This is a genomic window from Streptomyces sp. NPDC007901 (assembly GCF_042959465.1).
Classification (GTDB): domain Bacteria; phylum Actinomycetota; class Actinomycetes; order Streptomycetales; family Streptomycetaceae; genus Streptomyces.
Window position 1 is genome coordinate 60,287 of sequence record NZ_JBIBKW010000026.1, and the last position, 24,953, is coordinate 85,239.

At 73.2% G+C, this 24,953-nt stretch carries 20 protein-coding genes and 1 pseudogene; 14 read left to right on the forward strand and 7 right to left on the reverse strand.

Annotated features, from left to right (window positions below; genetic code table 11):
* Window positions 1–145: 145 nt before the first annotated feature.
* Both ACFZDK_RS47850 and ACFZDK_RS47855 read right to left on the reverse strand, forming a co-directional pair.
* Window positions 146–1,162 (reverse strand): helix-turn-helix domain-containing protein, encoded by a 1,017-nt coding sequence (locus ACFZDK_RS47850; RefSeq protein ID WP_390983390.1) that lies wholly within the window; start codon window positions 1,160–1,162, stop codon window positions 146–148.
* Complete coding sequence (locus ACFZDK_RS47855; RefSeq protein ID WP_390983393.1) at window positions 1,156–2,241, reverse strand: helix-turn-helix domain-containing protein; 1,086 nt, start codon at window positions 2,239–2,241, stop codon at window positions 1,156–1,158. The genes ACFZDK_RS47850 and ACFZDK_RS47855 overlap by 7 nt, the downstream gene beginning before the upstream one ends.
* Window positions 2,242–2,396: 155 nt before the next feature.
* On the opposite strand from ACFZDK_RS47855, the gene ACFZDK_RS47860 reads away from it, so the two are divergent.
* From ACFZDK_RS47860 to ACFZDK_RS47880, 5 genes are all read left to right on the forward strand, one after another.
* Window positions 2,397–5,219, forward strand: a complete 2,823-nt coding sequence (locus tag ACFZDK_RS47860) for an AAA family ATPase (protein WP_390983396.1) — start codon at window positions 2,397–2,399, stop codon at window positions 5,217–5,219.
* Window positions 5,220–5,448: 229 nt separating this feature from the next.
* A complete protein-coding gene (locus ACFZDK_RS47865) occupies window positions 5,449–6,207 on the forward strand; it encodes an SDR family oxidoreductase (protein ID WP_390983398.1) in 759 nt (252 codons plus the stop codon).
* A 100-nt stretch (window positions 6,208–6,307) separates the two neighbouring features.
* Window positions 6,308–6,919 (forward strand): VOC family protein, encoded by a 612-nt coding sequence (locus tag ACFZDK_RS47870; RefSeq protein ID WP_390983401.1) that lies wholly within the window; start codon window positions 6,308–6,310, stop codon window positions 6,917–6,919.
* Complete coding sequence (locus ACFZDK_RS47875) at window positions 6,916–7,572, forward strand: isochorismatase family protein (RefSeq protein ID WP_390983403.1); 657 nt, start codon at window positions 6,916–6,918, stop codon at window positions 7,570–7,572. The genes ACFZDK_RS47870 and ACFZDK_RS47875 overlap by 4 nt, the downstream gene beginning before the upstream one ends.
* Before the next feature lie 140 nt (window positions 7,573–7,712).
* Complete coding sequence (locus tag ACFZDK_RS47880) at window positions 7,713–9,911, forward strand: SpoIIE family protein phosphatase (RefSeq protein WP_390983406.1); 2,199 nt, start codon at window positions 7,713–7,715, stop codon at window positions 9,909–9,911.
* 33 nt (window positions 9,912–9,944) lie between these two features.
* Here ACFZDK_RS47880 and ACFZDK_RS47885 read toward each other — a convergent pair whose 3' ends face one another.
* The gene (locus ACFZDK_RS47885) at window positions 9,945–11,129 is read right to left on the reverse strand and encodes a type III polyketide synthase (RefSeq protein WP_390983408.1); all 1,185 of its coding nucleotides are present in this window, start codon (window positions 11,127–11,129) and stop codon (window positions 9,945–9,947) included.
* A 330-nt stretch (window positions 11,130–11,459) separates the two neighbouring features.
* On the opposite strand from ACFZDK_RS47885, the gene ACFZDK_RS47890 reads away from it, so the two are divergent.
* The 3 genes from ACFZDK_RS47890 (at window position 11,460) to ACFZDK_RS47900 (ending at window position 14,010) form a co-directional block, all read left to right on the forward strand.
* The gene (locus ACFZDK_RS47890) at window positions 11,460–11,978 is read left to right on the forward strand and encodes a hypothetical protein (protein ID WP_390983410.1); all 519 of its coding nucleotides are present in this window, start codon (window positions 11,460–11,462) and stop codon (window positions 11,976–11,978) included.
* Window positions 11,979–12,052: 74 nt separating this feature from the next.
* Complete coding sequence (locus tag ACFZDK_RS47895) at window positions 12,053–13,279, forward strand: histidine kinase (protein ID WP_390983413.1); 1,227 nt, start codon at window positions 12,053–12,055, stop codon at window positions 13,277–13,279.
* Window positions 13,276–14,010 (forward strand): response regulator, encoded by a 735-nt coding sequence (locus ACFZDK_RS47900; RefSeq protein WP_390983416.1) that lies wholly within the window; start codon window positions 13,276–13,278, stop codon window positions 14,008–14,010. Before ACFZDK_RS47895 ends, ACFZDK_RS47900 begins: the two co-directional genes overlap by 4 nt.
* Here the strand turns inward: ACFZDK_RS47900 and ACFZDK_RS47905 are convergent.
* From ACFZDK_RS47905 to ACFZDK_RS47915, 3 genes are all read right to left on the reverse strand, one after another.
* A complete protein-coding gene (locus ACFZDK_RS47905; protein WP_390983419.1) occupies window positions 13,994–15,481 on the reverse strand; it encodes a WGR domain-containing protein in 1,488 nt (495 codons plus the stop codon). The genes ACFZDK_RS47900 and ACFZDK_RS47905 overlap by 17 nt on opposite strands.
* Window positions 15,482–15,575: 94 nt before the next feature.
* On the reverse strand, window positions 15,576–16,595 hold the full coding sequence (locus tag ACFZDK_RS47910) for an aldo/keto reductase (protein WP_390983422.1): 1,020 nt from the start codon (window positions 16,593–16,595) through the stop codon (window positions 15,576–15,578).
* Between the two features lie 51 nt (window positions 16,596–16,646).
* A complete protein-coding gene (locus tag ACFZDK_RS47915; RefSeq protein ID WP_390983425.1) occupies window positions 16,647–17,546 on the reverse strand; it encodes a helix-turn-helix domain-containing protein in 900 nt (299 codons plus the stop codon).
* Between the two features lie 200 nt (window positions 17,547–17,746).
* On the opposite strand from ACFZDK_RS47915, the gene ACFZDK_RS47920 reads away from it, so the two are divergent.
* The 6 genes and pseudogenes from ACFZDK_RS47920 to ACFZDK_RS47945 form a co-directional block, all read left to right on the forward strand.
* Window positions 17,747–18,781, forward strand: coding sequence for an alcohol dehydrogenase catalytic domain-containing protein (locus ACFZDK_RS47920; RefSeq protein WP_390983428.1), 1,035 nt, complete (start codon window positions 17,747–17,749; stop codon window positions 18,779–18,781).
* Window positions 18,782–18,862: 81 nt separating this feature from the next.
* Window positions 18,863–20,305 (forward strand): MFS transporter, encoded by a 1,443-nt coding sequence (locus ACFZDK_RS47925; protein ID WP_390983431.1) that lies wholly within the window; start codon window positions 18,863–18,865, stop codon window positions 20,303–20,305.
* Window positions 20,305–21,189 carry an aldo/keto reductase gene (locus ACFZDK_RS47930; RefSeq protein WP_390983434.1) on the forward strand — a complete coding sequence of 295 codons (885 nt, stop codon included), beginning with the start codon at window positions 20,305–20,307 and terminating at the stop codon, window positions 21,187–21,189. The genes ACFZDK_RS47925 and ACFZDK_RS47930 overlap by 1 nt, the downstream gene beginning before the upstream one ends.
* A 48-nt stretch (window positions 21,190–21,237) precedes the next feature.
* The gene (locus ACFZDK_RS47935; protein ID WP_390983437.1) at window positions 21,238–21,435 is read left to right on the forward strand and encodes a hypothetical protein; all 198 of its coding nucleotides are present in this window, start codon (window positions 21,238–21,240) and stop codon (window positions 21,433–21,435) included.
* The gene (locus tag ACFZDK_RS47940) at window positions 21,432–21,908 is read left to right on the forward strand and encodes a DUF2255 family protein (protein ID WP_390983440.1); all 477 of its coding nucleotides are present in this window, start codon (window positions 21,432–21,434) and stop codon (window positions 21,906–21,908) included. The genes ACFZDK_RS47935 and ACFZDK_RS47940 overlap by 4 nt, the downstream gene beginning before the upstream one ends.
* 194 nt (window positions 21,909–22,102) lie before the next feature.
* A pseudogene (locus tag ACFZDK_RS47945) lies at window positions 22,103–22,766 on the forward strand (histidine kinase); the annotation flags it as partial.
* A gap of 316 nt (window positions 22,767–23,082) precedes the next feature.
* Here ACFZDK_RS47945 and ACFZDK_RS47950 read toward each other — a convergent pair.
* On the reverse strand, window positions 23,083–24,768 hold the full coding sequence (locus tag ACFZDK_RS47950; protein WP_390983443.1) for an RNase J family beta-CASP ribonuclease: 1,686 nt from the start codon (window positions 24,766–24,768) through the stop codon (window positions 23,083–23,085).
* Window positions 24,769–24,953 lie beyond the last annotated feature (185 nt).

The following is a 24,953-nucleotide window of genomic DNA, read 5'->3' on the forward strand; positions in this document are numbered from 1 at the left end:
CGTAGGAGGTCGTGGCCGATCGGGCGGTGTGATCGGCGAAGCGGTGCCGGGGAAGGCGGCGGAGGCCGGTCGACGGGTGCCGGAGCGGTGCGACGGGGCGGTGTGGCGGGGCGGTGCGACGGGGCGGTGCGACGGGGTGCGTGGCTCATGGCGCCGGCTCCGGGAGCCGGTGGAGCCGGAGGGCAGGATCCGGCGGGGCCGCCTGCGCCGTCGCGCTCCCTCCGGCCGCCGTCCTGCGCCACTGCGCCGGTGACATGCCGTACGTCTCGCGGAAGGCGCGGCTGAAGTGGGAGGGGCTGGTGAACCCCCAGCGGACGGCCACCGTGGCGATGGACCGGTGGGCGGCGGCGGGCCGGGCGAGTTCCGCGTGGGCCGCCTCCAGCCGGCGGGCGCGCAGCCAGGCGCCCACGGTGGTGCCCTGGCGCTGGAAGAGGCGGTGGAGATAGCGCGGCGAGATGGCGTGCTGGTCGGCGATGTCCTGCGGGGTGAGTCCGGGCTCGCCCAGCCGGGAGCCGAGCGACGCGGTGATCCGCTCCCACAGGGCCGGCTCGGGCTGCCGGCCGCTCTGTTCGAGGGCCACGGTGGCCAGGATCTCGGCCGCGGTTCGGGCGAGTTGTTCGCGCCGGTCCTGCCCGGCCCGGGCGATCTCGTCGACGAGTCCGTCGAGGAGCGGCAGCAGCAGGGCCGCAGCGCCCCCCGCGGTCTCGTCCACCACCGTGGCCGTGAGGGCGGGCAGGTGCCGCTCCTCCAGGCGCAGCAGGGCCCGGGGCACCATGAGGACCTGGGCCCGCTGCGGCGCGGGCAGCACGAGGCGGAACGGGCGCCGGGCATCGTGGAACGCCAGGTCACCGGGGTGCAGTTCGGCGGTGCGGCCGTCCTGGAGCAGCAGTGCGGTGCCCTCCAGCTGGCGGCGGACCAGGATGTGGCCGCGCGGGTCGGCGGCGACCGCGGCGGCGCCGCGCAGGATCGTCCCGGGGCCGAACTCCTCGGTGGCGATCTGCAGGGCGCCGAGGCGTTCGGCGGTCAGGGTGCCGGTCCACGGGCGGTCGGGCGCGACGCTGACCTCGACGTCCACGAAGGTCCGGGACAGGGCGCGCCGCCAGGCGGTGAGGCGGTCGCCGGGCGCCGGCTCCGGGGCGGCACAGGACACGGTCGTCAGCACGGCGGCCCGTCCGCCCGCGTCCGGTCCAGCCACTCCGTCGGTGACAGCCCGAAGGAGCCGCGGAAGGCCTTGCCGAACCCGGCGGATCCGGTGAAGCCCCAGCGCCGGGCGACCTGGCCCAGGTCTACGGGTCCCGGTGGCCGCGCGGCGAGTTCCCTGCGGCAGGCGCGAAGGCGCTGTTCGCGGATCCACCGGCAGACGGTGCTGTCCTCGGTCGCGAACAGCCGGTGCAGATAGCGCACCGAGATGCCGTGGGCACGGGCGATGACGGCCGGCGTCAGTGCCGGGTCCGACAGCTGCCAGCGGATGTACGTCTTGATCCGCAGCAGCAGGACGCCGTCGGCGCCCGGCAGTTCGGCGGGCTCCTCGCCCAGCTGGTCGGCCGCCGTGGCCGCGACCAGGTCGATGACGTTCTCGGCCAGCCGCTCGGCCGTCGGGGTCGCGTACGACTCGGAGGTGTCCGCCAGCCGTTCCAGCAACGGCGCCAGCAGGGCGGGGAGTCCGCCGCTCGGGCGCACGGCCCGCGCGGTGAGCCGCCCCAGGTCGGCCTCCGGGAGCTCCAGCAGCCGGCGTGGGACCGCGAAGATCTTCAGCCGGAAGTGTTCCGGGAAGACGGTGCGGAAGGGGCGGACGGTCTCGAAGAAGCAGATGTCGCCCGTCCCCAGCTCGGTGGTGCGGCCGTCCTGTTCGACCCAGGCCCGGCCGGTGCTCTGGACGGCCACGAAGACCTGCTGCCCGTCGCCGCGGGCGATGAAGCGCGGTGCCCGGTGGACCTCACCGGGATCGCACTCCACCGTGGTGATCTGCAGGCTGCCGAGGCGGTCGGTCCGCATGGTGGCGTCGTACGTACGGCCCTCGGTGGCGATGTCCATCCCCACCAGGGTGTCGAGCACGGCGTCGTGCCAGTAGTCCAGGCTCTCCCTGGGCGGCACCGAACGCGTGGTCAGCACCCGGGCCCGGGCCCGGGGAGCGCCGGGTGCGCGTGTCACGCACCGCGGGATCCGCTCGGTCCCGGTGTCCCGGCCCGGCGCGGTGGCCTGGCCGGCGATCGTGGACCGCTGCGGTGGGTGGACCGTCATTCATGTGCTCCCCGTGGCGTTCTCCCTGGCCGGCACCATTGTCTGGGAGAGGGGGACGGGCCGCTTCTGTCATATGACCGGTCACCCTCCCGGCGGTCGTGCCGGTGGCCGCTGGCAGGATGGGCGGGCAGAGGATCGACGACGAAGGACCGTTCATGCACGCCGGTACCGACCATCCCTCCGCTCCGGGCATCCTGGGCCGGGCCGCGGAGCTGGCCCGCCTCGACCGGCTGCTCGGGGCGGTGGACGGCGGCGGGCCGCAGGTGCTGGTGCTGACCGGGGAGCCGGGCGCCGGCAAGACCACCCTCGTCGAGTGGGCGGCCGAGCAGGGCCGGGCCCGCGGGCTCGGGATCCTGCGGGTGCGCGGCAGCGAGGGCGAGACGGGCCTCGGTCTGTCGGGGGTTCACCAGCTGCTGCATCCGCTGCTGCCCGGCGACGGTCTGCCCGCGGCTCAACGGGAGGCGCTGGACCGCGCCTTCGGGGCCGGGGCGGCACACCACGAACCGCGACTCGACCAGCTGTCCCTGTGCGTGGGCGTACTGGGCCTCGTCACCCAGGCCGCCGCACACGGGCCCCTGCTCCTGCTCGTCGACGACGCCCAGTGGCTGGACCTCGGTTCGGTGGACGTGCTGGCCTTCCTCGCCCGGCGGCTGGAAGGCAGACCGGTGGTGCTGTTGCTGGCCGCCCGCGAGGAGGGCGTACCGGCCCGCTTCGACCGCGACTTCCCCCAGGTGACCGTGGGTCCGCTGACCCGCAGCGCGGCCGGACAGCTGCTGGACGCCCAGCCGGACCCGCCCCGCGGCAAGGCACGCACGGAGATCCTCCAGCAGGCGGCCGGCAATCCCCTCGCCCTGATCGAACTCCCCCGCGCCCTGGCCCGGGGCCTGGCCCCCGGGAGTACCAGAACCCCCGACGGTGCCGGAGCCCCCGGCAGCCCCGAGGCCGCCGCAGGTGCCGTTCTGCCGCTCACGGCGCGTCTGGAGGGACTGTTCGCCGCCGATCTGGCCGGACTGCCCGCGACCACCCGGGAGGCGCTGCTCCTGGTGGCCGCGGCAGGCACGGCGGACCTGTCCGAACTCGTCCGGGCCGCTCCGGCGCTGGACGTCGTGCGGGCGCTGGATCCCGCCGAGCGTGCCGGCCTGGTCCGGGTGGTGGACGGCCGGGTGCTGCCGCGCCACCCGCTGGTCCGCTCGGCCGTCTACCACGCCGCTTCCTTCCTCGAACGCCGGCAGGCCCATCTCTCCCTGGCCGCCGCGCTGGACGGCGAGCCGGACCGCCGGGCCTGGCAACTGGCCGCCGCCGCGACCGGCCAGGACGCCGAGGTCGCGGACGCCCTGGCGGAGAGCGCCGAACGGGCCCGGAGCCGGGGCGGGTACGCGGCCGCCGCGACCGCGCTGGAACGCGCCGCCGAGCTGACCCCGGCGCCGGAGCCGCGCGCCCGGCGGCTGCTGACGGCCGCGCAGTCGGCCATGTTCGCCGGTCATCCGCAGTGGGTCGGCGAGATGAGCGGCCGGGTGGGCGCGCTGACCGACGATCCCCGGCTGCGTGCCGAGGCCTCCCTGCTGGGCGGCTGGGCCCTCGGGGTCACGCTCCGCCACGAGGACGCGCTGGCCCTGCTGCTGGGCGTCGCCGAGACCTGCGCCGGTCCGGCCCCGGAGCTGGCGCTGGGCGCCCTGGGCACCGCGGCGACGTCCGTCTACAACTCCGGTGCGCCTTACCACCGCGCGGAACTCCGCCGGATCGGCGACCTGATCGACGAGGACGGCGACCCCGCGGGCTGCGCCTGGGCCCGGGCGGTCGTCGACCCCCATCACGAACGGCCGTTTCTGCTGGGGCACTTGAAGGAGGGGCTGGCCGCCCTGGAGCGGGAGGAGTCGCTCGGGAACCTCACGGCGCTGGGCGGCACGACCTGGATCCTGGACGAGACCGAGCAGGCCGTACGGATCCTCGGCCGGACCATCGACCTCCTGCGGCGGGCCGGCAGCGCGGGCACCAACGCGACGGTGACCCAGGCGCTCGCCCTGGCGCTGTTCGAGAACGGCTCCTGGACGGCGGCCGAGGAGGCGGCGGACGAGGCGTTCTGGATGGCGACGGAGGCGGGTGCCGACAACGTGACCGTGGGCGCCCGCCTGCTGCGGGCCACGCTGTGCGCGCTCCGGGGCGACCACGCGGCCGCCCGGACCCAGGCGATGGACGCCGTACGCGGTGTGGACCTGCGCAGGTCTCTGAGCCTCCAGGTCCGGCACCGGCACGCCGTGGGCATGGCCGCGTTCGCCGCCGGTGACCACGCCGACGCCTACGAGCAGCTGCGCGCCACCTTCACCCGCGATGTCCGGCCCGCCCCCGTCCACTACCACGCGTCCCTGTACTACCTCGGCGACCTGGCCGCCGCGGCGGTCCGCGCCGGGCGGGTGGACGACGCGCGCACGGTGGTCGACGCCGTGACGCACGGCCTGAACCCCGACCCCTCACCGCGCCTGGCCGCCGTACTCCACCGGGCCACCGCGCTGCTGACCGGCACGAGCACGGACTCGGGCACGGATGACGACGGCGAGACCGGCTTCCGGGCCGCCCTCGACGACCCCGCCACCGACTGCTGGCCCTTCGAGAAGGCCCTCACCCGGCTGGACTTCGGCGAGTGGCTGCGCCGGCGCCGCCGCAGCGCGGAGGCCCGCCCGTACCTCAGCGAGGCGCTGGAGTGCTTCCAGCGCCTCGACGCCCGCCCCTGGGCCGAGCGCACGGCGGCGGAGCTGCGGGCGGCGGGGGCCACGACCGCCGCCGCTCCGGCCGGCGAACTCACCTCCCAGGAACGCCAGATCGCCGAACTGGCCGCCCAGGGTCTGACCAACCGCGACATCGCGGCCCGCCTGCACCTCTCCCCCCGTACCGTCGGCTACCACCTGCACAAGGTCTTCCCGAAGCTCGGCATCCGCGCCCGGGCCCAGCTCCGCGACGCCCTCTCGCGGGACGGGTCGTAATTGCTCGCCGCCACCATCGGCTCGGTCGCGGCGGGCCGGCGGGGTCCGGATGCACGTCGGCCGGACGGGTGACAGACTGAAGCGGAGTCTGTGGGCCTTTGCCCAGGTCAGCCGGGTGCTGCGGCGGTGAGCCCGGCGTCCGCGGAAGGATCGCGCGACACGCGGAGGTGAGCATGCGTGGCGACCGGAGACCCAGCCCTCCCCCGGAACCGGGCGGCGGTGACCTCCTGTGAGTGCGGCCGGCGGGGCTGCCCGTCCGGCGCACGGAGGGCCGGCTGGCCAGACGGTCGTGGTGGTGGGAGGCAGCGCGGGGATCGGTCTGGAGACCGCTCGCCACGTGCGCGCGGCCGGCGGCCAGGTGGTGCTCACGGCTCGCGACGCCGACCGTCTGCGGCAGGTGGCGGAGGAACTGGACCCCGTGAGCACCGCGTCGTTCGACGCCCTGGACACCGAGCGCCTGGAGCGGTTTCTCCACGAGCTGCCGACGCGGGTCGACCATGTGCTGGTCACGGCGGGCAGTCCGTCGTACACCCCGCTCGACGAGCTCGATCTGACCGACGCCGGGCGCGACTTCGGCGGGCGTCTGGCGATGGTGCTGGCGACGGCGCGGGCGAGCCGGGAGAAGGTCAGGGCCGGAGGGACGCTGCTGTTCATCGGCGGCACCGGCGGCCGGCGGCCCGCCCCGGGAATGGCGGTGACGGGCGCGCTCACCGCGGCGCTGCCCGCGCTGGTCGCCAACCTGGCGCTGGAGGTCGCCCCGGTCCGGGTCAACCTCATCGCGGCGGGGTTCGTGGACACCCCGCTGTCGGCCTCGCTCCTCGGCGACCAGCTGGAGGCGCGCCGGGAGCAGCTGAGGAAAACGCTGCCCATCGGGCGGGTGGTCGGTCCGGCTGACGTCGCCGCCCTGGCGCTGCACATCATGGCCAACGGCGCCCTCACCGGCGCCACCTACGACATCGACGGCGGCCAGCAGTTCGTCGCGCGCTGATCCCGCACCGATCCCGCACCGTTTCGATCCGGTCCAGTCCGATCCGGTCCGGTCCGATCCGCGGGCCGACGCTCCTTGGAGACGGGAGACAGAGATGGACATGAAACTCGAGGTAGTCGTGGTGCCGGTGTCCGACGTCGACCGGGCCAAGGACTTCTACACGGCGCTGGGCTGGCGGCTCGACGCCGACGTCGCCCCCGACGACGGCTTCCGGGTGATACAGCTGACCCCGCCGGGTTCACCGGCGTCGGTCATCTTCGGCACGTCCGTCACCGAGCAGGCGGCGGGCTCGGCCCAGGGCCTGCACCTGGTCGTCGACGACATCGAGGCCGCCCACGACGAGCTGGCGAAGCACGGCGCCGAGCCGAGCGAGGTGTTCCACGACGCCGGCGGGATCTTCCACCACGGGGGCACCGACGCCCGGGTGCCCGGACCTGAGCCGCGGCGCGGCAGCTACGGCTCCTTCCTGTCGTTCAGCGACCCGGACGGCAACGGCTGGGTCCTGCAGGAGGTCACCACCCGCCTCCCGGGACGGCTGGATCCCGCCGTCACCGGGTTCACCTCGGCCGAGGACCTGGCGAGCGCCCTCCGGCGGGCGGCGGCGGCGCACGGCGAGCACGAGGCGCGCACCGGCGCGGAGGACCCGGACTGGCCGGACTGGTACGCGCGGTTCATGGTGAGCGAGCAGGCCGGAACGGAACCGCCCTCGTGAGCGGGTCGGAGGCCGGGACCCCGGGCGCGGGTCCGCCGGCGCCCCCGGATCGTACGGCGGTGCTGCTGGTCGACCCGTACAACGACTTCCTCTCCGAGGGCGGCAAGATCTGGCCCGCGGTGAGCCATGTCGCCCGGGAGGTCGGGCTGCTCGACCATCTGCGGGCCGTCGTCGGCGCGGCACGCGAGAGCGGGGTCCGCGTCTTCTTCGTCCCGCACCGCCGCTGGCGGGAGGGCGACTACGGCGGCTGGGACCACCCCAACCCCACCCAGCAGCGCATCCGGCAGGGCCACTTCTTCGCCTTCGGCACCTGGGGCGGCGAGTTCCATCCCGACTTCCGGCCCGCCGGCACCGACGTGGTCGTCAAGGAGCACTGGGCGCAGAGCGGCTTCGCCAACACCGACCTGGACTTCCGGCTCAAGCAGCACGGCATCACGCACCTCGTCGTCATCGGCCTGCTGGCCAACACCTGCATCGAGTCCACCGCCCGCTTCGCCATGGAGCTCGGCTACCACGTCACCCTCGTCCGCGACGCCACCGCCGCCTTCAAGCCCGAGATGATGCACGCGGCCCACGAACTCAACGGGCCCACCTTCGCGCACCGCATCACCTCGACGGAGGACCTGCTGGGGGACCTGAGGAGCGGCACCTAGCGGGCGCCGGCTCCGGCCCTTCGGCGGGCAGGCCATCTGTGCTACTCATGAGATGTGCGGTGCGGGATCTCGGGGCCCGGCCGCATGGACTCGGGAACATCGTCCGGCCGGTGCCGGAGTCAGCGAGCTGCGTGAGCCGCATGGATCCCAAACCCTCCCCTCCTCCCTCTCCCCCGTCTCCCTCCTCCTCGCCGTTCGACATGGTCAGCGGCGCCCTGGCGAACTACCTGCCGAGGAGCGGAGCGGCGGGCGAGGAGCACGCGCGGCGGCCCGCGAGTGCCGGCGGGGAGGGCGAAGGCCGGGAGAGCGACGACGGGGAGGGCGACGGCCGGGAGCAGATCCTCGGGGCGGTCAACCTCGACCGGGAGCTGCGGATCACCCGCTGCAACCTGGACGCGGCTCCGTTCGCGGGGGTGAGTGCCCCTCCGGGGTCCGCCTTCACCGATCTGCTGCCGCCCGGTGACGTACCGACGGTGACCCAGCGGCTGCGGCGGGTTCTCGAGACGCGGGAGGCGCATGTCGCCCGGGTCCAGCGGCTGCGGCGGGACGACGGGACGGAGCTGGTGGTCTCGATGAGCATCCTGCCGGCCGCGCCACCGCAGGAGGGGCTGACGGTCTCCCTGATCGCCATGGCCAAGCGGCTGCACCTGTACGCCTCCGCCACCGCGATCGGGACCTCGCTGGACGTCGGGGAGACCGCGCAGTCCCTGGCCCAGTCGCTGCTGGCCTGGGGGGACGTGGCCGCCGTCGACCTCGACTACGCCGTGTGGACGGGCGAGGCGGTCACCGAACAGGCGCATGAGCGGATCCGGCTGCGGCGGGCGGCGCTGGCACCGGACCGGGCCTGGCCCGAGGGGTATCTGACGCCCGGGGACAACCTTCCCCGGGAGGCGAGCGGGCTGCTGGCCGGCGCGGTCATGCGGGACGACGTGCCGCAGGCCATCGTCATTCCCGACCGCGGGACGATCGAGCGGGCGCTGGAGGATCCGCAGCTGGTGCGTGCCCTGGTGCCGGGCGAGCGGCCGGTGAGCGTCGCCTGCATCCCGCTGGTCGTGGAGGGGCCGAACGGCGCACCGGGGCCGATCGTGCTGGGCGTGACGGAGGTCTGGCGGCGGCCGGAGCACCCCTTCCGCGACGGTGAGCTGCTCGATCTGCAGGAACTGGTGGCGAAGACCGCCCGGCACGTGGACCTGGCCCGCCAGCACCAGCGTGAGCACGCCCAGGTCCTGGCGCTGCAGCGCCGGCTGCTCCCCCGGGCCGGCAGCGACACCATCGAGGTGGCCAGCGTCTACCAGCCCACCACCCCCGACAGCGCGGGCGTCGGCGGTGACTGGGTGAACAGCTTTCCACTGCCGGGGGACCGTACCGCGCTGGTGGTCGGTGATGTCGTGGGGCACGGTCTGGGGGCGGCGGCGGCCATGGGCCAGCTGAGCATGGAGGCCCGTGCGCTGCTGTCGGCGGGGCTGGGCCCCGGGGAGGTGCTGGCGCGGCTGGACGAGACGGTCACCCTGCTCGACGACACGGACGCGGGCCTGGCGGCCGGGTACAGCGCACTGGGCTCGACCTGCTGCATCGCGGTCTACGATCCGGTCGACCACCGGGTGGTGCTCTCCAACGCCGGCCATCTGCCGCCGGTCCTCGTCCGCCCCGACGGGTCCGCCAAGACCATCGCCACGCAACCGCACCCGGCCCTGGGGGCGGAGTTCGTCGTACGGGAGCCGTTCGAGGTGCACCAGTTCGCGGCGCCGCCCGGCTCGCTGCTCGTCCTGTACACCGACGGCCTGGTGGAGGATCCGGCGGCCTCGATCGACGACGGCATCGGACGGCTGACGGACGTGGTGCGCGAGGTGCACCCCTGGGACGACCTGCAGCAGGCCGCGCGTCGCGTGGTCGCGCGGCTCGCCCCGCAGGGCCGGCTGCGCGACGACGTGACCCTGCTGCTGGCCCGGATGGCCGGCCGCCGCGGCCGGGACACCGCCGCCTGGCGGCTGCCCGCCCGCGAGGACACCGCCGCCCGAACCCGGGCCCTGGCCGCTCCCCTGCTGCGGCAGTGGCAGCTCGGCGGCCCGGCCCGGGACAGCGTGCTGCTGGTGCTCAGCGAACTGGTCACCAACGCCGTCCGGTTCGGCACCGGGCCGGTCACGGTACGGCTGGTGAGCGCGGGGGACAGGCTGTCGTGCGAGGTCGGCGACACCGGCAGCGGCCGGCCGCGGCTGCGACGCGGTGAGCTGCTCGACGACGGCGGGCGGGGGCTGCACGTCGTCCACAAGCTGACCACCCGCTGGGGGGTGCGGTGGACCGACACCGGCAAGGCCGTCTGGGCGGAGCTGGAAGTATGACGCCCGCGCGGTGAGCGGAGCGGCGGGCTCCGGCTACAGCCACTCCCCCTCGACGGCCGTGGCGGTCAGCCCGGGCGCTGCCGCGTAGAGCACCGTACGGCTGCCCGACTTCTGGCCGGCGTCGTACGCGCGCCGCAGGATGTCGAGGACGGCGGCACCGCCGCGGTTGCCAGTGGTGTAGCTGTCCCGGCTGTAGTCCAGCAGTCCCTCCGGCCACTCGTCGGGCATGGTCTGTTCCATGTACTCCAGCACCCGCGTGCCACCGGGGTGGGCGAGCAGCAGATCGGGGTGCCAGGACTGCCGGTCGTCCTGGTGGCGCAGGCGCAGCCACTCCCACATCGCGGCGACCGTCTCCTGCACGGCACGCGGTCCGCGGCGGTCCATCACGAAGTGCGTACCGTCGGCCCGGGTCTCCAGCCGGTGCAGGTCGGTGGTGCCGGGCAGGGTGTGGTGCCAGACCGCGTCCAGCCGCAGGACCGATTCCGTCCTGGGGCGCCCGGTGACCACGACGGCGACGGCGGTGTCCGCGAACAGCAGGCGGACGATGAGCGATTCCAGCGTGTCGTCGCCGGGCTGGTAGGTGGTGCTCAGCGCCTCCGATATCACGACCAGCACCGCCCGGTCGGGGTCGGCGGCGACCAGGTCGGCCGCCAGCGCCAGCGACCGGGTGCCCGCGATGCAGGCCCACTGGGTGGCCGGCAGCAGCAGCACGTCGTTGCGCAAGGGAAGGCGGTTGAGCAGGGACAGGTCCAGGCCCGGCAGGGCGGGGGTGGTGGAGTGACTGGTTATCAGACAGTCGACGTCGGCGGCTGTCAGTCCGGCGCTGTCCAGTGCCCCGCGCGCCGCGCGCTCCCCGTACGCCTGCACGGCCGCCCAGGCCGGCGCGGTGCGCTCCTGCACCGTCTGCGGCGCCGGTATCGCCTCCAGTTGGGCGATCACGCGGTTCACCTCCCCGTCGGTGAACCCGCCGCGGAGCAGCGCCTCACGGGCCTGACCGGCGCCAGGAGTTCGCAGGCCGCTCCCGCTGCCGGGCGCGACGGCCGTCTCCAGCGGCAGCATCCACCCGCGCGAGACGATCCCGGTGCTCTCGGCGATGCCGTCGATCCGTGACACCCACGGCGCCCGCGGGTGCCGGCCGCGCACCTCCGCCAGGATCTGGCCGGTCGTCACGGCATTTTCGCCATGTATCACGACGGGAGGAGAGAGGTAGGCACCCATAACACGCAGCTTTCTCGGCAGACCCGTGGATGGCATCCACTGTCTGAAACCTGCCTGATTCAGGCCACCGGGGTCAAGACACCACCATTGCAATCTACTTCACATTCGCCAACTCTCGGGCTCCTCCGACACATGTGCCACACCCGCACACTGACGCACTTTCAGGACAGGCCATTGATACACAAAACCTCCTGAATAGGACTAAATATCCGAAGCCGGAATCGCGAGCGGGCAGGCCGGCTCGTCCACCCGTGGGTGGACCGTGGAATCAACCCGCGGTCAACTCGGGGGCCGACGCCCCACGCGCCCGTTCCCGGCACGCTCGTCGGTATGACGACGACCGACTACCTGATCTCCGCGGCCCTGGTCCTCCTGGTGATCCCGCAGATCCGCGGCACCCGCCAGACCACGCGCAACGCCCTGCTGCCGGTGGTGGCGGTGGCCGCGGCCGCCGCGTACTACCTGAACTCCTTCCCGACGGACGGCCACGACGTGCGGCTGTACGTGGTCACCGTGCTCGCCGGCGCGGTCCTCGGCGCCGCCTGCGGCGCGACGACCCGACTCAGCCTCGGCCCGGACGGCACAGCACTGGCGAAGGCCGGGGCCGTCGCCGCGCTGCTGTGGATCGTGGGCATGGCCGCGCGGGGCGGATTCGAGTTCTGGGCCACCCACAGCGGTGCGACGTCCGTGGCCCGGTTCAGCCGGGACAACCTGATCACCGGGGCCGCCGCCTGGACGGCCGCGCTGCTGCTGATGGCGCTGGCCCAGGTGCTGTGCCGGCTCGCCGTGGTGCGGGTCAGGGCCCGCCGGATCTCCTCCGGCCCCGGGCTCTCCGCCGCCCGGGCCTGACCCCGATGCCGATCCCGCCCTCCGGGGCGGTCGCCGTCGTACCGGTGCACCGGCTCGTCCCTATCCTTCAGACCATGACGGACCTCCCCGACGACGCACCGGCCGCGGTCAGTCCGCGACTGGCCGCGGCGCTGGCCGGTGCCCGGTCGCGCCGCGAGCGCCGGGGCAGACGTCTGCGGCCGGTGCTGTGGGGCATCCTGGTCGCCGTTCTCGTGCAGTCGCTGTTCGCCGACCCTGCCCCCGGCCGGACCGGCGCGCACCTCGCGGTCGCCCTGGTGCTGGCCGGCTGTCTGCTGCCGCTGGCCGCGGTGGCCTCCGGCGTGTGGAAGGTGCCGACGCCGGCCGCCTGCGTCGGGTTCTGCCTGCTGGTCAGCGGGTTCGGGCTGGTCCTCGGAGTCGTCCAGCCCGGCACCATGTCCGTCCTGCCGCCCTCGGTGGCGGTGTTGACGGCCTTCCTGATCCTGTCGAGACGGCGGGCCGTGATGCTGGGCGCCGTCGTGGTCGGAGGACTGGTGGCGGCCGAGGCCGTCACCGGATCGGGCGGCGGTGTGGTCGGTGTGATCAGCCAGGTGCTGTTCTGTGTGGTGCTGGCCCTGATGGCGATCAGCCTGCGGCAGGCGGGAGACAACGAGGAGCGCGCGGAGTTGCTGCTCGCGCAGTTGGAGGACGCCCGGGAGGCGGAGGCCGAGGCCGCCGCGCTCGCGGAGCGCACCCGTATCGCCCAGGACCTGCACGACGTCCTCGCCCAGACCCTGTCCGGGCTGGCCGTGCAGGTGCAGGCCGCGCGGCGGATGGCCCGGCGGGACCGGGCCGGTGACGACCTCAGGGAACTGCTGGACCGGGCGGGGTCGCTCGTCAAGGACGGGCTGGGCGACGCCCGCCGGGCCGTCGGCGCGCTGCGCGGGAGCCGGACGCCCTCGCTGGACCGCCTGGCGGAACTGGTCGAGCGCTACCGGCTGGACCTGGAGCTCGATGTGACGCTGTCCGTCGTCGGCGCCCCGCACACCCTGCCGGACGACGCGGACCTCGCGCTGTACCGGGGCGCGCAGGAAGCACTCACCAACGCCGTCCGGTACGCGCGCGGAGCCCGCGTCACCGTGACCCTCCGCTACGCACCGGGGACGACGGTACTGACCGTGGCGGACCGGCGCACCGGGCCGGCCCCCGCCCCGTCCGCGCTGTTCACGGGCTCCGGCCTGGGCCTGACCGGGATGCGCGAGCGGCTCGGCCGGGCAGGCGGCAGCGCCGACGCGGGGCCGACCCCGGACGGCTGGACGGTACGGATGGAGATCCCGGCATGACGGAGCGGCACCCCGCGCGGGCCGGGCACGGCGAGCGCATCCGGATCCTGGTCGCGGACGACCAGCAGGTCGTCCGCAGCGGGCTCGTCCTGCTGATCGGCATGCTGGACGGCGTCGAGGTGGTGGGCGCCGCACGCGACGGCGCCGAGGCGGTGGAGCTCGCCGAGCGGCTCCGTCCCGACGTGGTGCTGATGGATCTCAACATGCCGGTGCTGGACGGGGTTTCGGCCACCGCGGTGCTGCAGGAGAAGCTGCCGGGCACCGCCGTCCTGGTCCTGACCACCTACGCGGACGACGACTCGGTCTTCCCGGCGCTCCGAGCGGGCGCCCGCGGCTATCTGACGAAGGACGCCGACGACGGCGAGGTGGAGACGGCGATCCGTCAGGTGTACGACGGCCGTACCTGGCTGGATCCGGCGGTCCAGGCCCGTCTGGTCACCGCCCTCCGCCACGACGACGCACCGCCCCCCGCACCGGGGACCCGCCGCGCCGGCGCCCTGCCCGACGGGCTGACCGCACGCGAGGCCGAGGTCCTCGCCCTCATCGCCCAGGGCCTGGGCAACGCGGAGATCTGCCGCCGCCTCGTGGTGAGCCAGGCCACGGTGAAGACCCACATCAACCACATCTTCGCGAAGACCGGCGCCACCGACCGCGCCCAGGCCGTGGGCTACGCCTACCGCAACCACCTGACGACCACCGACACCGCCCCGCCTCTCACACCAGACGCCTGATCTCTCCGCGCACGCGGTAGAAGCCGCCCGAGGAGGAGTGCAGCGCGTCCACCACATAGCGGGCGCCGGGCTGGCGTATCGCACGCGGGAACTGGACGTTCCAGCCCGGCTCGTAGCCCTCGGAGACCACCCGCACGCGCACCCGGCCGCCTTGCTCGAAGCACTCCACGACGACTCCACCGCCCTCCACGACCACTCCGCCGCCCGCCGCGGGGACGGCGCTGACCGTGGCGACGGAGGCAGCGGTGGTCAGCGGTGCGTACGTCGGCAGGGCGGCCGCCAGCTTGATGTCCGCGGCGACCGGGACGGTGCCCGACTGGGCGGCGTTGATCGCGGCCTCGCTCGCGTCGATGCAGGCGAGCGAGCCGTCCGTGGAGACGAGGTAGAGCCGTTCGTCGTGGTACTGCATGGAGAGTGCCGAGCCGCCGCCCGTGCCGAGCTTCCACAGCCGGGTGCCGTCGGCGGTGAAGCAGTAGACGGAGGAGGCGGAGTCCCCCGCGAAGACGTACCGGCCGCCGGGGGACGTGGCACACGAGTACACCGCGGCGTCGCACTCGTAGGAGGCCTCGACGGCCCCCGAGGACTTCGCGAGCCGCTGGACGACCCGGCGCCCCGTCCCGGCGTAGACCGCGTCCTCCTCCTGCCATCCGAAGAGCACGTTGCCGCTGGTCGCGGTGTGCCAGAGCTGGCGGGTGCCGTCGGCCGCGTACGCCGTCACACCGTTGCTGTGCCCGTGGTACACGGCCCGCTCGTCGGCGCGCACCATCCACCCCTGCTCGCCGGACGAGTTGCGCGACCACTGGAGCTCGTCCTCGTGGTCGATGACCGTCAGGCCGCCGTTGCGGTCGGAGACGTTCAGGACGCCCGCGTGGATGTCCAGCCAGAAGATGTCCACCTCGGCCGCGATCTCGTAGGCGGCGAACGGCACCTTCGCCGACAGGTCGTACACCCGGCCGTCGTCGCAGCCCGCGTAGATCCAGAAGTCGTCCGCCACCAGGCATTTCACACCGTCGGGCAGGGAGTAGTGGGCCAGCACCTCGCCATCGTGGCTCAGGTTGTAGACGCTGCCCTGCTGGTTGCCGACCCAGCAGCGGTCCTCGTCCACATGGATGCCGAACGCGGAGGCACCCGTACGGAACCGCCACAGCACCGGGGCGGTCGCCCGCGCCGTGGACGGGGCGGACGTCACCTGACGGCGGGTCACGGGCCGGGCCGCGCGCTGCCCCTGGACGGCGGGCGCGTACCCCTTCCTTACCTTCTCGGCTATCTTCTTCGCCGCCGCTGTCCGTGCCTTCTCGACGGTCGCGAAGGACGAGGTCTGGCGCTGCCCGTCCACACCGATCCGGCCGTACCGCACGGAGACGACGAGCCCCTCCACGGTCACCTCGTAGAACTTGTGGGCACCGCCGCTCTCCTGGGACAGCTCCAGATACGTCGTGCTCCCCGACTGTCGTGCCTGCGCAGCGGACACCGCACACCCCTCCCCAAGGCCTGGCCGGCCGGTGCGGCCGATCTCCAGTGCCGCCAAACTAACGGTCGCCACTGACATCGGGGCCGGACCGCGGTCAGCGCCGCCGCTGCTCGGCGCGCAGCTCGAAGTCGCCGTAGCTGTTGTCGGCGGGGTTGACGGTCACACCGGGGGCGACGATCTCGTCGATGCGGTCGAGGACGTCGGCCGGGAGCGTGATGTCCGCGGCGGGCAGGAACGCCTCCAGCTGCTCCATGGTGCGCGGTCCGATGATCGCCGAGGTGACGCCGGGGTGGTGGACGACGAACGCGACGGCCAGCTCGATCAGGGTGAGGCCGGCCTTCTCCGCCAGGAGCGCGAGCTGTTCGACGGCGTCGAGCTTGCGCTGGTTGGCCGGGCTGGTCAGGTCGAAGCGGGCCGCGGGGCGCGCCGCGGAGGCCGGGCCGGAGGTGTTGTCCCTGCGGTAGCGGCCCGAGAGCCACCCGCCGGCGAGCGGGCTGTAGGTCAGCGTGCCCATGCCGTGGCGACGCACGGTGGGCAGGACGTCCTCCTCGATGCCGCGGACCAGGATCGAGTACGGCGGCTGCTCGGTCACGAACCGCTCGAGGCGCCGCTCCCGGGAGACCCACTGGGCCTCGACGATCTGGGAGCCGGAGTAGGACGAGGAGCCGATGTACCGGACCTTGCCCTGGTGGACGAGATCGGAGAGGGCGCCCAGGGTCTCGTCGACGTCGGTGTCCGGGCTCGGGCGGTGCACCTGGTAGAGGTCGACGTGGTCGGTGCCCAGGCGCCGCAGGGAGTCCTCGACCGCGCGCACGATCCAACGCCGCGAGCCGCCGCGCTGGTTGGGGTCGTCCTGGCTCATCGGCATGAAGAACTTGGTCGCGAGGAACACGTCCTCGCGACGGCCCTTGAGCGCCTTGCCGACGATCTCCTCCGAGACGCCGCCGGAGTAGACGTCGGCGGTGTCGACGAAGTTGATGCCCGCGTCGAGGGCCCGGTGGATGATCCGTACGGAGTCGGCCTCGTCCTCGTTGCCCCAGGGGCCGAACATCATCGCGCCCAGGCAGAGCGGGCTGACCTGGACGCCGGTGCGGCCGAGCGGTCGGTACTGCATGAAGCTGTTCTCCTCGTTCGTGTGGTCGGTCGCCTGTCAGCGGTTCGCCGGTCAGTCGTTACCGGCGGAGGCGACCGTGCCGGTGCTCGCCCAGCTGGCGAGGAGGGCGAGTGCCTCCCGCTCCTTCGAGTCCGGTTCGGGGGTGTAGAAGTTGAGCCGCAGGCCGGGGTCGGACGGCAGGTCCATCGCCTCGTAGGGCAGGGCGAGATCGCCGACCAGCGGATGGTGGAGGTTCTTCACGCCGGAGCGGTGGAACTTCACGTCGTGGCGTGCCCACCGGCGGGCGAAGTCGTCGCTCCTCGTCGTCAGCTCTCCGATCAGGTCGGTCAGCGCCTTGTCGTGGGGCGCCCGGCCCGTCTCGGTCCGCAGGAAGGCCACCGAATCGTCGGCGCCCTTGTCCCAGTCGGCCCAGAAATCCCTGCTCGCGGGGTCCAGGAACATGAAACGAGCGCTGTTGACCGGCCCGCGCTGGGCGAACAGCGGCGAGTCGAAGACAGGTGCGTACAACGCCCGCCCCAGCGCGTTGGCGGCCAGCAGGTCGAAGCGGGCGTTGCGTACGTACGCCGGCACGTCGGTCATGGAGTCGAGCAGCCGCAGGATCGTGGGCCGCACCCGGGACGCGGTCACCGCGGACCGGCGGCCCGACGGGGTCGCCGCCCGGGCCAGGTCGTAGAGGTGGGTGCGTTCGGCCTCGTCGAGCCGCAGCGCGTGCGCGAGGGCTTCGAGCACCGAGTCGGAGGCGCCGCTGAGGTTCCCGCGCTCCAGCCGGATGTAGTAGTCCACGCTCATGCCCGCCAGCAGGGCGACCTCTTCCCGGCGCAGACCCGCGACCCGGCGGTTGCCGCCGCCGTGGACCGGCAGCCCGGCCTGCTCCGGGGTGATGCGCGCCCGCCGGGTGCTCAGGAACTCGCGCACCTCGGCGGCCAGGTTCTTCTTGTCGCTGTCGGGCACGGGGGGCTCCTCCTGATCGGACGGTGTGGATCTGCACCGGCCACTTCACGGTAGGTCCGTCGGCGAGCGCCTGCGAGGCACTGCCGTTACCTGGAAGAGCAGTGACTCCCACCTGTGTGCCTGGGCGCGGTTCTCTGGAGAAGGCCGAGGACCGCGTGTCCGGAACCGGCCCGAACACGACACCGAACCGAAGGAACACCGTGCGCGCAGCACTCATGTACGAAGCCGGCGACGTCCGCGTCGGGCAGGTCGCCGATCCGTCGCTCAAGGAGGCCACCGACGCGGTGGTACGCGTCACCACGGCCTGCGTGTGCGGCAGCGACCTGCATCCCTACCGGTCCATGCCCGGCTCCGACGGCCCCGTTCGCATGGGCCACGAGTTCATGGGCGTGGTCGAGGAGACCGGCGGCGACGTCCGGACGGTGAAGAAGGGGGACCTCGTCGTCGCTCCGTTCGCCTACTCGGACGGCACCTGCGCCTCCTGCCGGGCCGGGCTGCAGACCTCCTGCGAGCACGGCGGATTCTGGGCCAGGGACGGCGTCGACGGCGGTCAGGGCGAGGCGGTCCGCGTGCCGCTGGCCGACGGCACCCTGGTCCGGCTGCCGGTGGGCGCCGACGACGCGCTCATCCCGTCCCTCCTCACCCTGTCCGACGTGCTCGGCACCGGCCATCACGCCGCCGTCCGCGGCGGAGTGCGGCCCGGCAGCACCGTCACGGTGATCGGGGACGGCGCCGTCGGCCTGCTCGCCGTGCTCGCCGCCAAGCGGCTGGGCGCCGAGCAGATCGTCCTCATGGGCCGGCACCGGGTCCGTACCGACCTCGGCCGGGCGTTCGGCGCGACCGACGTGGTCGCCGAGCGCGGCGGCGAAGGCATCGAGAAGGTCCGCGAGCTCACCGGCGGCGGCAGCCCGGTCGTCCTCGAAGCGGTCGGCCACCGGCCCGCGTACGAGCAGGCGTACGGCGTGGTCAGCCCCGGCGGCACCATCAGCCGCGTGGGCGTGCCCCAGTACGAGGAGGCCCCGGTCGGCTTCGGCAGCCTCTTCGGTCCCAACATCACCCTGACCGGAGGCCCCGCCCCGGCCCGTGCCTACATCGACGAGCTGCTCCCCGACATCCTGGAGGGCCGTATCGAGCCGGGCCGGGTCTTCGACCGCGCCGTCGGTCTCGACGAGGTCGCCGAGGGCTACCGGGCCATGGACGCGCGCGAGGCCCTCAAGGTGCTGGTACGACCGTGAACGGGCAGCGTGTGATCAGCGCGGTGGACGCCCCTGTGCGGCCTGCAGACCGACGACGCCGACGACAGGGCCGGTGACACGATGAGCACCACCGCGCAGGGCGCGCCGGCGGCCGTGACAGAGCGGCCGGACGGGGCGCCGGTCCACACGACAGTGATCCTCGCGATCATCTGCGTCAGCTACTTCATGGTCATCCTCGACAACTCGATCGTCTTCACCGGGCTGCCGCGGATCCGCTCCGACATGGGGTTCTCCGAGACCGGCCTGTCCTGGATCACCAACGCCTACGTCCTGCTCTTCGGCGGACTGCTGCTGTTGGGAGCCCGGGCCGGTGACCTGTTCGGACACCGCAGGGTGTTCCTGTTCTCGCTGGTCGTCTTCTCGCTGGCCTCACTCCTGGTGGGCGCCGCGCAGACCCCGTGGTGGCTGACCGGCGCCCGGGCGCTCCAGGGCGTCGGTGCCGCTGTCCTGGCCCCCTCCGCCCTGTCCCTGCTCACGCGCAGCTTCGCCGAGGGCAGGGCCCGTGACCGCGCGATGGCCGCCTACAGCGCCGTCGCCGGTCTCGGCGCCTCTCTCGGCCTGGTCCTCGGCGGGCTGGTCGCCGACCTCGTGTCCTGGCGGGCCGGGTTCTTCCTCAACGTCCCGATCGGCATCCTGATGATGGCGCCGGCGAGGCGGTTCCTGCCCGAGACCGAGCGTCGGCGAGGCCGCTTCGACATCGCCGGGGCGCTGCTGGCGACGCTGGGCTCGACCGCGCTGGTCCTCGGCATCGTGGACGCCGCCGACTTCGGCTGGACCGCTCCCGCCACCCTGGTGCCACTGGTGGCCGGCGTGGTGATGCTGGGTTCGTTCGTCGGGGTGGAGCGGCGGGCCGCGCAGCCGATCGTGCCGCTGCGGCTGTTCGCGAGCCGGCAGCGCGGCGGCGCGTACGTCACCCGGATGCTCTACATGGGCGCGATGATGGGCTTCTTTTTCTTCACCGCGCAGTTCGTGCAGAACGTCTACCACTGGACACCGCTGCAGGCCGGGCTCGCCTTCCTGCCGATGACGCTGGTCAACTTCGTCCTCGCCGTCCAGGTGCCGCGGCTGCTGGAGAAGGCCGGCCGGCCGGTGGTGCTCCTGACCGGAGTCGTCCTCACCGCGGCGGGCATGGCCTGGCTCAGCCGCCTCGGCCTGCACACCCCCTACCTGACGGGCGTGGCGCTGCCCATGGTGCTCGTCGGCGCCGGCCAGGGCCTGACCCTGGCCCCGCTGACCTCCAGCGGCGTCGGCGGCATCGCCCCGCAGGACGCCGGGGCCGGCTCGGGCCTGGTCAACACCGTGCACCAGATCGGCAGCGCGCTGAGCCTGAGCATCCTGACCGCCGTCGCCGCCGCCGTCTCCACCGGCCACACGGCCGCCGACATCGCGGCCCGTTCGGGAACGGCCCTGACCGGCTCCGCCGTGCTGCTCGCACTGGCGGCCCTGACCGTCCTCGTCCTCATCGTGCCCGTACGGGCCACCCGCCACGAAAGGTCCCTGTGATGCAGACCCTCACCCTCAACAACGGCGTCGAGATGCCCGCCCTCGGGCTCGGCGTCTTCCAGACCCCGCCCGACGAGACCACGGCCGCCGTCAGGTCCGCGCTCGACCTCGGCTACCGGCACATCGACACCGCCGCCGCCTACGGCAACGAACGCGAGGTGGGCCGGGCCGTCCGCGACTCCGGGGTGCCCCGGGACGAGATCTTCCTCGAGACCAAGATCTGGATCAGCGACTACGGCTACGACGAGACCCTGCACGGCTTCGACAAGAGTGCCGCCAAGCTCGGTGTCGACCGGATCGACCTGCTGATCCTGCACCAGGCCCTGCCGTCCGACTTCGACCGGACGCTCGCCGCCTACCGCGCCCTGGAGAAGCTCCTGGCCGACGGCAGGGTCCGCGCCATCGGCGTCAGCAACTTCATGGTCGATCACCTGACCGCGCTGCTCGACGACGCCTCCGTCGTCCCCGCGGTCAACCAGCTGGAGATCCACCCCTACTTCCAGCAGCGCGCCGTACTCGACTTCGACGACCGGCACGGCATCCTCAACCAGGCCTGGTCCCCCATCGGCGGGATCACCTTCTACCCGGGCTACGGCGAGGACCGCAGGAGCGTACTCCAGGACCCCGCCGTCACCCGCATCGCAAAGACGCACGGCAAGAGCCCCGCCCAGGTGCTGCTGCGCTGGGGCGTCCAGCAGGGCCGCTCGGTCATCCCCAAGTCGACCAGGCCCGCACGCATCGCCGAGAACATCGACGTCTTCGACTTCGAGCTCACCGCCGAGGAGCTCACCGCCCTCGACGGGCTGGAGACCGGCCGCCGCGGCGGCCCCGAGCCCGAGAACGTCACCCTCGCGACCTACGGCCGCACCGTCCCCGAAGCCTGACCCGGCCGACCGCCGTCCAGAACAACCGATCCCCCGGAAAGACCCACCGTGCCCACCACCGTCAAGGCGTTCGGCGCCCACGGCATCCGTCAGCCCCTCGTCCCCCTCACCATCGAGCGCCGCGACGTCGGCCCGCACGACGTCAGGCTCGACAACACCGCCTACGCACGCATCCTCGCCTCCGACGTCCGCTACCGGTTCGTGGTCGACGGTGCGACCCTCGCCGAGCCGGAGGAGAAACCATGACGCACTGGAACGACGCCGACCTGGCGAAGGTCGGCGCGGCGGAAGAACCGGACCTGGAGTCCGAACGCGCCGACGGCACCGACGGCACCCTGCGCGCCCCCGTGACCATGTGGGTCGTCCGCTCCGGCGACCACCTCTACGTCCGCTCGGTCAAGGGCACCGCCGGCCCCTGGTACCGGGGCATCCGGTCCCGTGACCAAGGCCGCGTCACCGCCGGCGGCGTATGCCAGGACGTGACCTTCCACCCGGCCGACCCCGACGAGTACGCGGCCGTGGACGCCGCCTCGAACCCCGCTGACTCCCCCTGCCCGGCGGCGGCCGGTAGTGCGCAGGCACCGGATCACGTGAGTGACCGGTCCCATCGCACCAGGGGAAGACGGCCGTTGGGCACGATGCCCGCCGGGACGCCGGAGGGAAGGGTGGGAGGCGTGTGCGTCTCGCGCGTTCCCCTTCCCTGCCGGTGTCTGGAGTGATCAGCAGGTGGCGACATTTCTCGTCGGACGGCTGTGGCTCGACGGCCACCGGGCCTGTCGGCCGCCCCGTATCCTGAACCGCGTGCTGCCGAATGGCGAGGGTGAGGCACTGGGACGCGGGCGTGTCCCGGCCCCCGCGACCGAGCCGGATGCGGCGGTGCGACGGCTCCCCGTCGGCCGGGACTGAGCCGGCCATGACGCACATAGGTGGCGGTGGCCCCGCGCGTACGCGGCAACATGGTGGCGGGAAGCGGCGGTCACGGCGACGGCGTTCGCCCTCTGTCTGCTCGGGGGTGTGGTGCAGGTCGACGACACGTTGGCGCCGCCGCCCGCCGCCTATGTCGTCGCCGTGGTGTCCTGTGCGCTGCTGCCGGTGCGGCACCGGGCGCCCCTGGCCGCCCTGGCGGCCACGACCGCGGTCGGCGTGCTGGTGCCGTCCCTGGGCCTGCTGCTCACCCCGCTCATCGTGGCCCCCGCGGTGATCACCGCCTACTCCTACGCGCTCGCCGCACGCTCCGAACGGCGCGCGGCGAGCGGGGTGTTGCTCACCTCCGCGGCGCTGGCCGCCTGCATCCCGCTGTTCGGGGACTTCTCGTGGAAGGACGCGAGCAGGATGGGGTGGTGGCGGTGTTCCCCCTGGCCGCGGGCGTGCTCGGGTACTCGGTGCGGAACCGACGGGCCTACCTGACGGCCGTGGAGGAGCGGGCCCGGCGGGCCGAGCAGAGCCGGGAGAGCGAGGCGCGCCGGAGAGTGGCCGAGGAACGCGTGCGCATAGCCCGTGAACCGCACGACCTGGTGGCCCATCAGATCACCCTGGCCAACGCGCAGGCCGTGGTCGCCGCCCACCTCTTCGACACTCTTCGACACCCGAGCAACAGCACCGCCAGGTTCGGCGCCAGGGCCGCCGCCACACCACCGGCCGAGACCACCGCCATCAGCCGGACCAGTACCCGCTTTCCGCCGTAGCGGTCGCCTGCTGAAGGCGCTGCGGGATGCCCGGCGCAGCGCTCCCGCCACCGGGCCGCCCCGGAAGCGTGCGGACGAAACCCGCGCGCGATTCGTAGGGGTCGGCCCGGTGGGCCGGTGATGAGGCTGGACATCAGGAACGACTCGTCGCCGAGTTTCACCTCGTGCGCATCGGCGTCCGCCCCCCGGACGCCTGCCGGGGTGTGGCTCAGGCGTCGATGATGACGGGGATGATGAGGGGCTTGCGGCGGTGGGTGCGGAACGCCCAGTTCGCGACGGCGCGGGCGAGGAGTTGTTCGAGTTGGCGCGCGTCCCCGACGCCTTCCTCGGCCGCGGTGGCCAGGGTCTTCTCGATGACGGGGATGACCGGCTCGAAGGTGGCGTCGTCGTGGACGAAGCCCCGGGCCAGGAAGTCGGGGGCCTCGGCGAGGGCGCCGGTGTCGGCGTCGACGATCGCCACCACCGTGACCACGCCTTCGGCGGCGAGGGTGAGGCGGTCCTTGAGGGACGCTTCGGTGGCGCCGCCGACTTCCATGCCGTCCACGTAGACGTTGCCGGCGGGGACCTTGCCGGTGATGGAGGCGCGCCCGTCGACGAGGTCGACGACGACGCCGTCCTCGGCGATGACGACCCGGTCGGGGTCGACGCCGGTACGGATGGCGAGGTCGGCGTTGGCCCGCAGGTGGCGCCATTCGCCGTGCACGGGCATGACGTTGCGGGGTTTGACGATGTTGTAGCAGTAGACGAGTTCGCCGGCGCTGGCGTGTCCGGAGACGTGCACCTTGGCGTTGCCCTTGTGGACGACGTGGGCGCCCCACCGGGTGAGTCCGTTGATCACCCGGTAGATGGCGTTCTCGTTGCCGGGGATGAGGGAGCTGGCGAGCAGGACGGTGTCGCCCTTGCCGATGCGGATGATGTGGTCGCGGTTGGCCATCCGTGACAGCGCGGCCATGGGTTCGCCCTGGGAGCCGGTGCACACCAGCGTGATCTTGTGGTCCGGGAGCTTCTCCAGCTCCTTCGTGCTCACGACCAGACCGGAGGGGACCTTCAGATAGCCCAGGTCACGGGCGATGCCCATGTTGCGGACCATCGACCGGCCGACGAAGGCGACCTTGCGGCCGTGCTGGTGGGCGGCGTCCAGGACCTGCTGGATGCGGTGCACGTGGCTGGCGAAGCTGGAGACGATGACCCGGCGCGGCGCGGTGCGCATCACCTGCACGATCGCCGGGTTCAGCTCCCGCTCGGAGGTGGTGAAGCCGGGTACTTCGGCGTTGGTGGAGTCGGTGAGGAACAGGTCCACGCCCTCCTCGCCGAGGCGGGCGAAGGCGCGCAGATCGGTGATGCGGTCGTCGAGAGGGAACTGGTCCATCTTGAAGTCGCCGGTGTGCAGCACCATCCCGGCCCGGGTGCGGATCGCGACCGCGAGGCTGTCGGGGATGGAGTGGTTGACCGCCACGAACTCGCAGTCGAAGGGCCCGAAGCCGCGCCGGTCGCTCTCCCGCACCCGCACCGTGCGCGGCCGGATGCCGTGTTCCTTGAGCTTGGCCTCCAGGAACGCCAGCGTCAGCTTGGAGCCGACGACGGGAATGTCGGACCGCTCCCGCAGCAGGTACGGCACGCCGCCGATGTGGTCCTCGTGGCCGTGGGTGAGGACCACGGCCACGATGTCGTCCAGCCGGTCCCGGATCGAGGTGAAGTCCGGCAGGATCACGTCCACGCCGGGCTGGGTCTCCTCGGGGAACAGCACGCCGCAGTCGACGATGAGCAGCTTGCCCGCGTGCTCGAAGACGGTCATGTTGCGGCCGATCTCACCCAGGCCGCCCAGGGCGATGACCCGCAGCCCTCCTTCGGGAAGGGGCGGTGCGGCTTTCAACTCGGGGTGCGGATGACTCATACCCTGACGGTACCCGGAGAGCGGGACAGGGTGATCCATTACCTGTGCGATCTCTTCCTCCCGACAGGGTCGGGGCACCACAGCGGGTGTCCGGGGACGATCCGATGACGCCGGCGGCCGGACAGGGAGGGGGCAAGGCGGTACCGCTTTCGGTGGGTCAGCCGTGCGGCCGGTGGTGCCGGCGA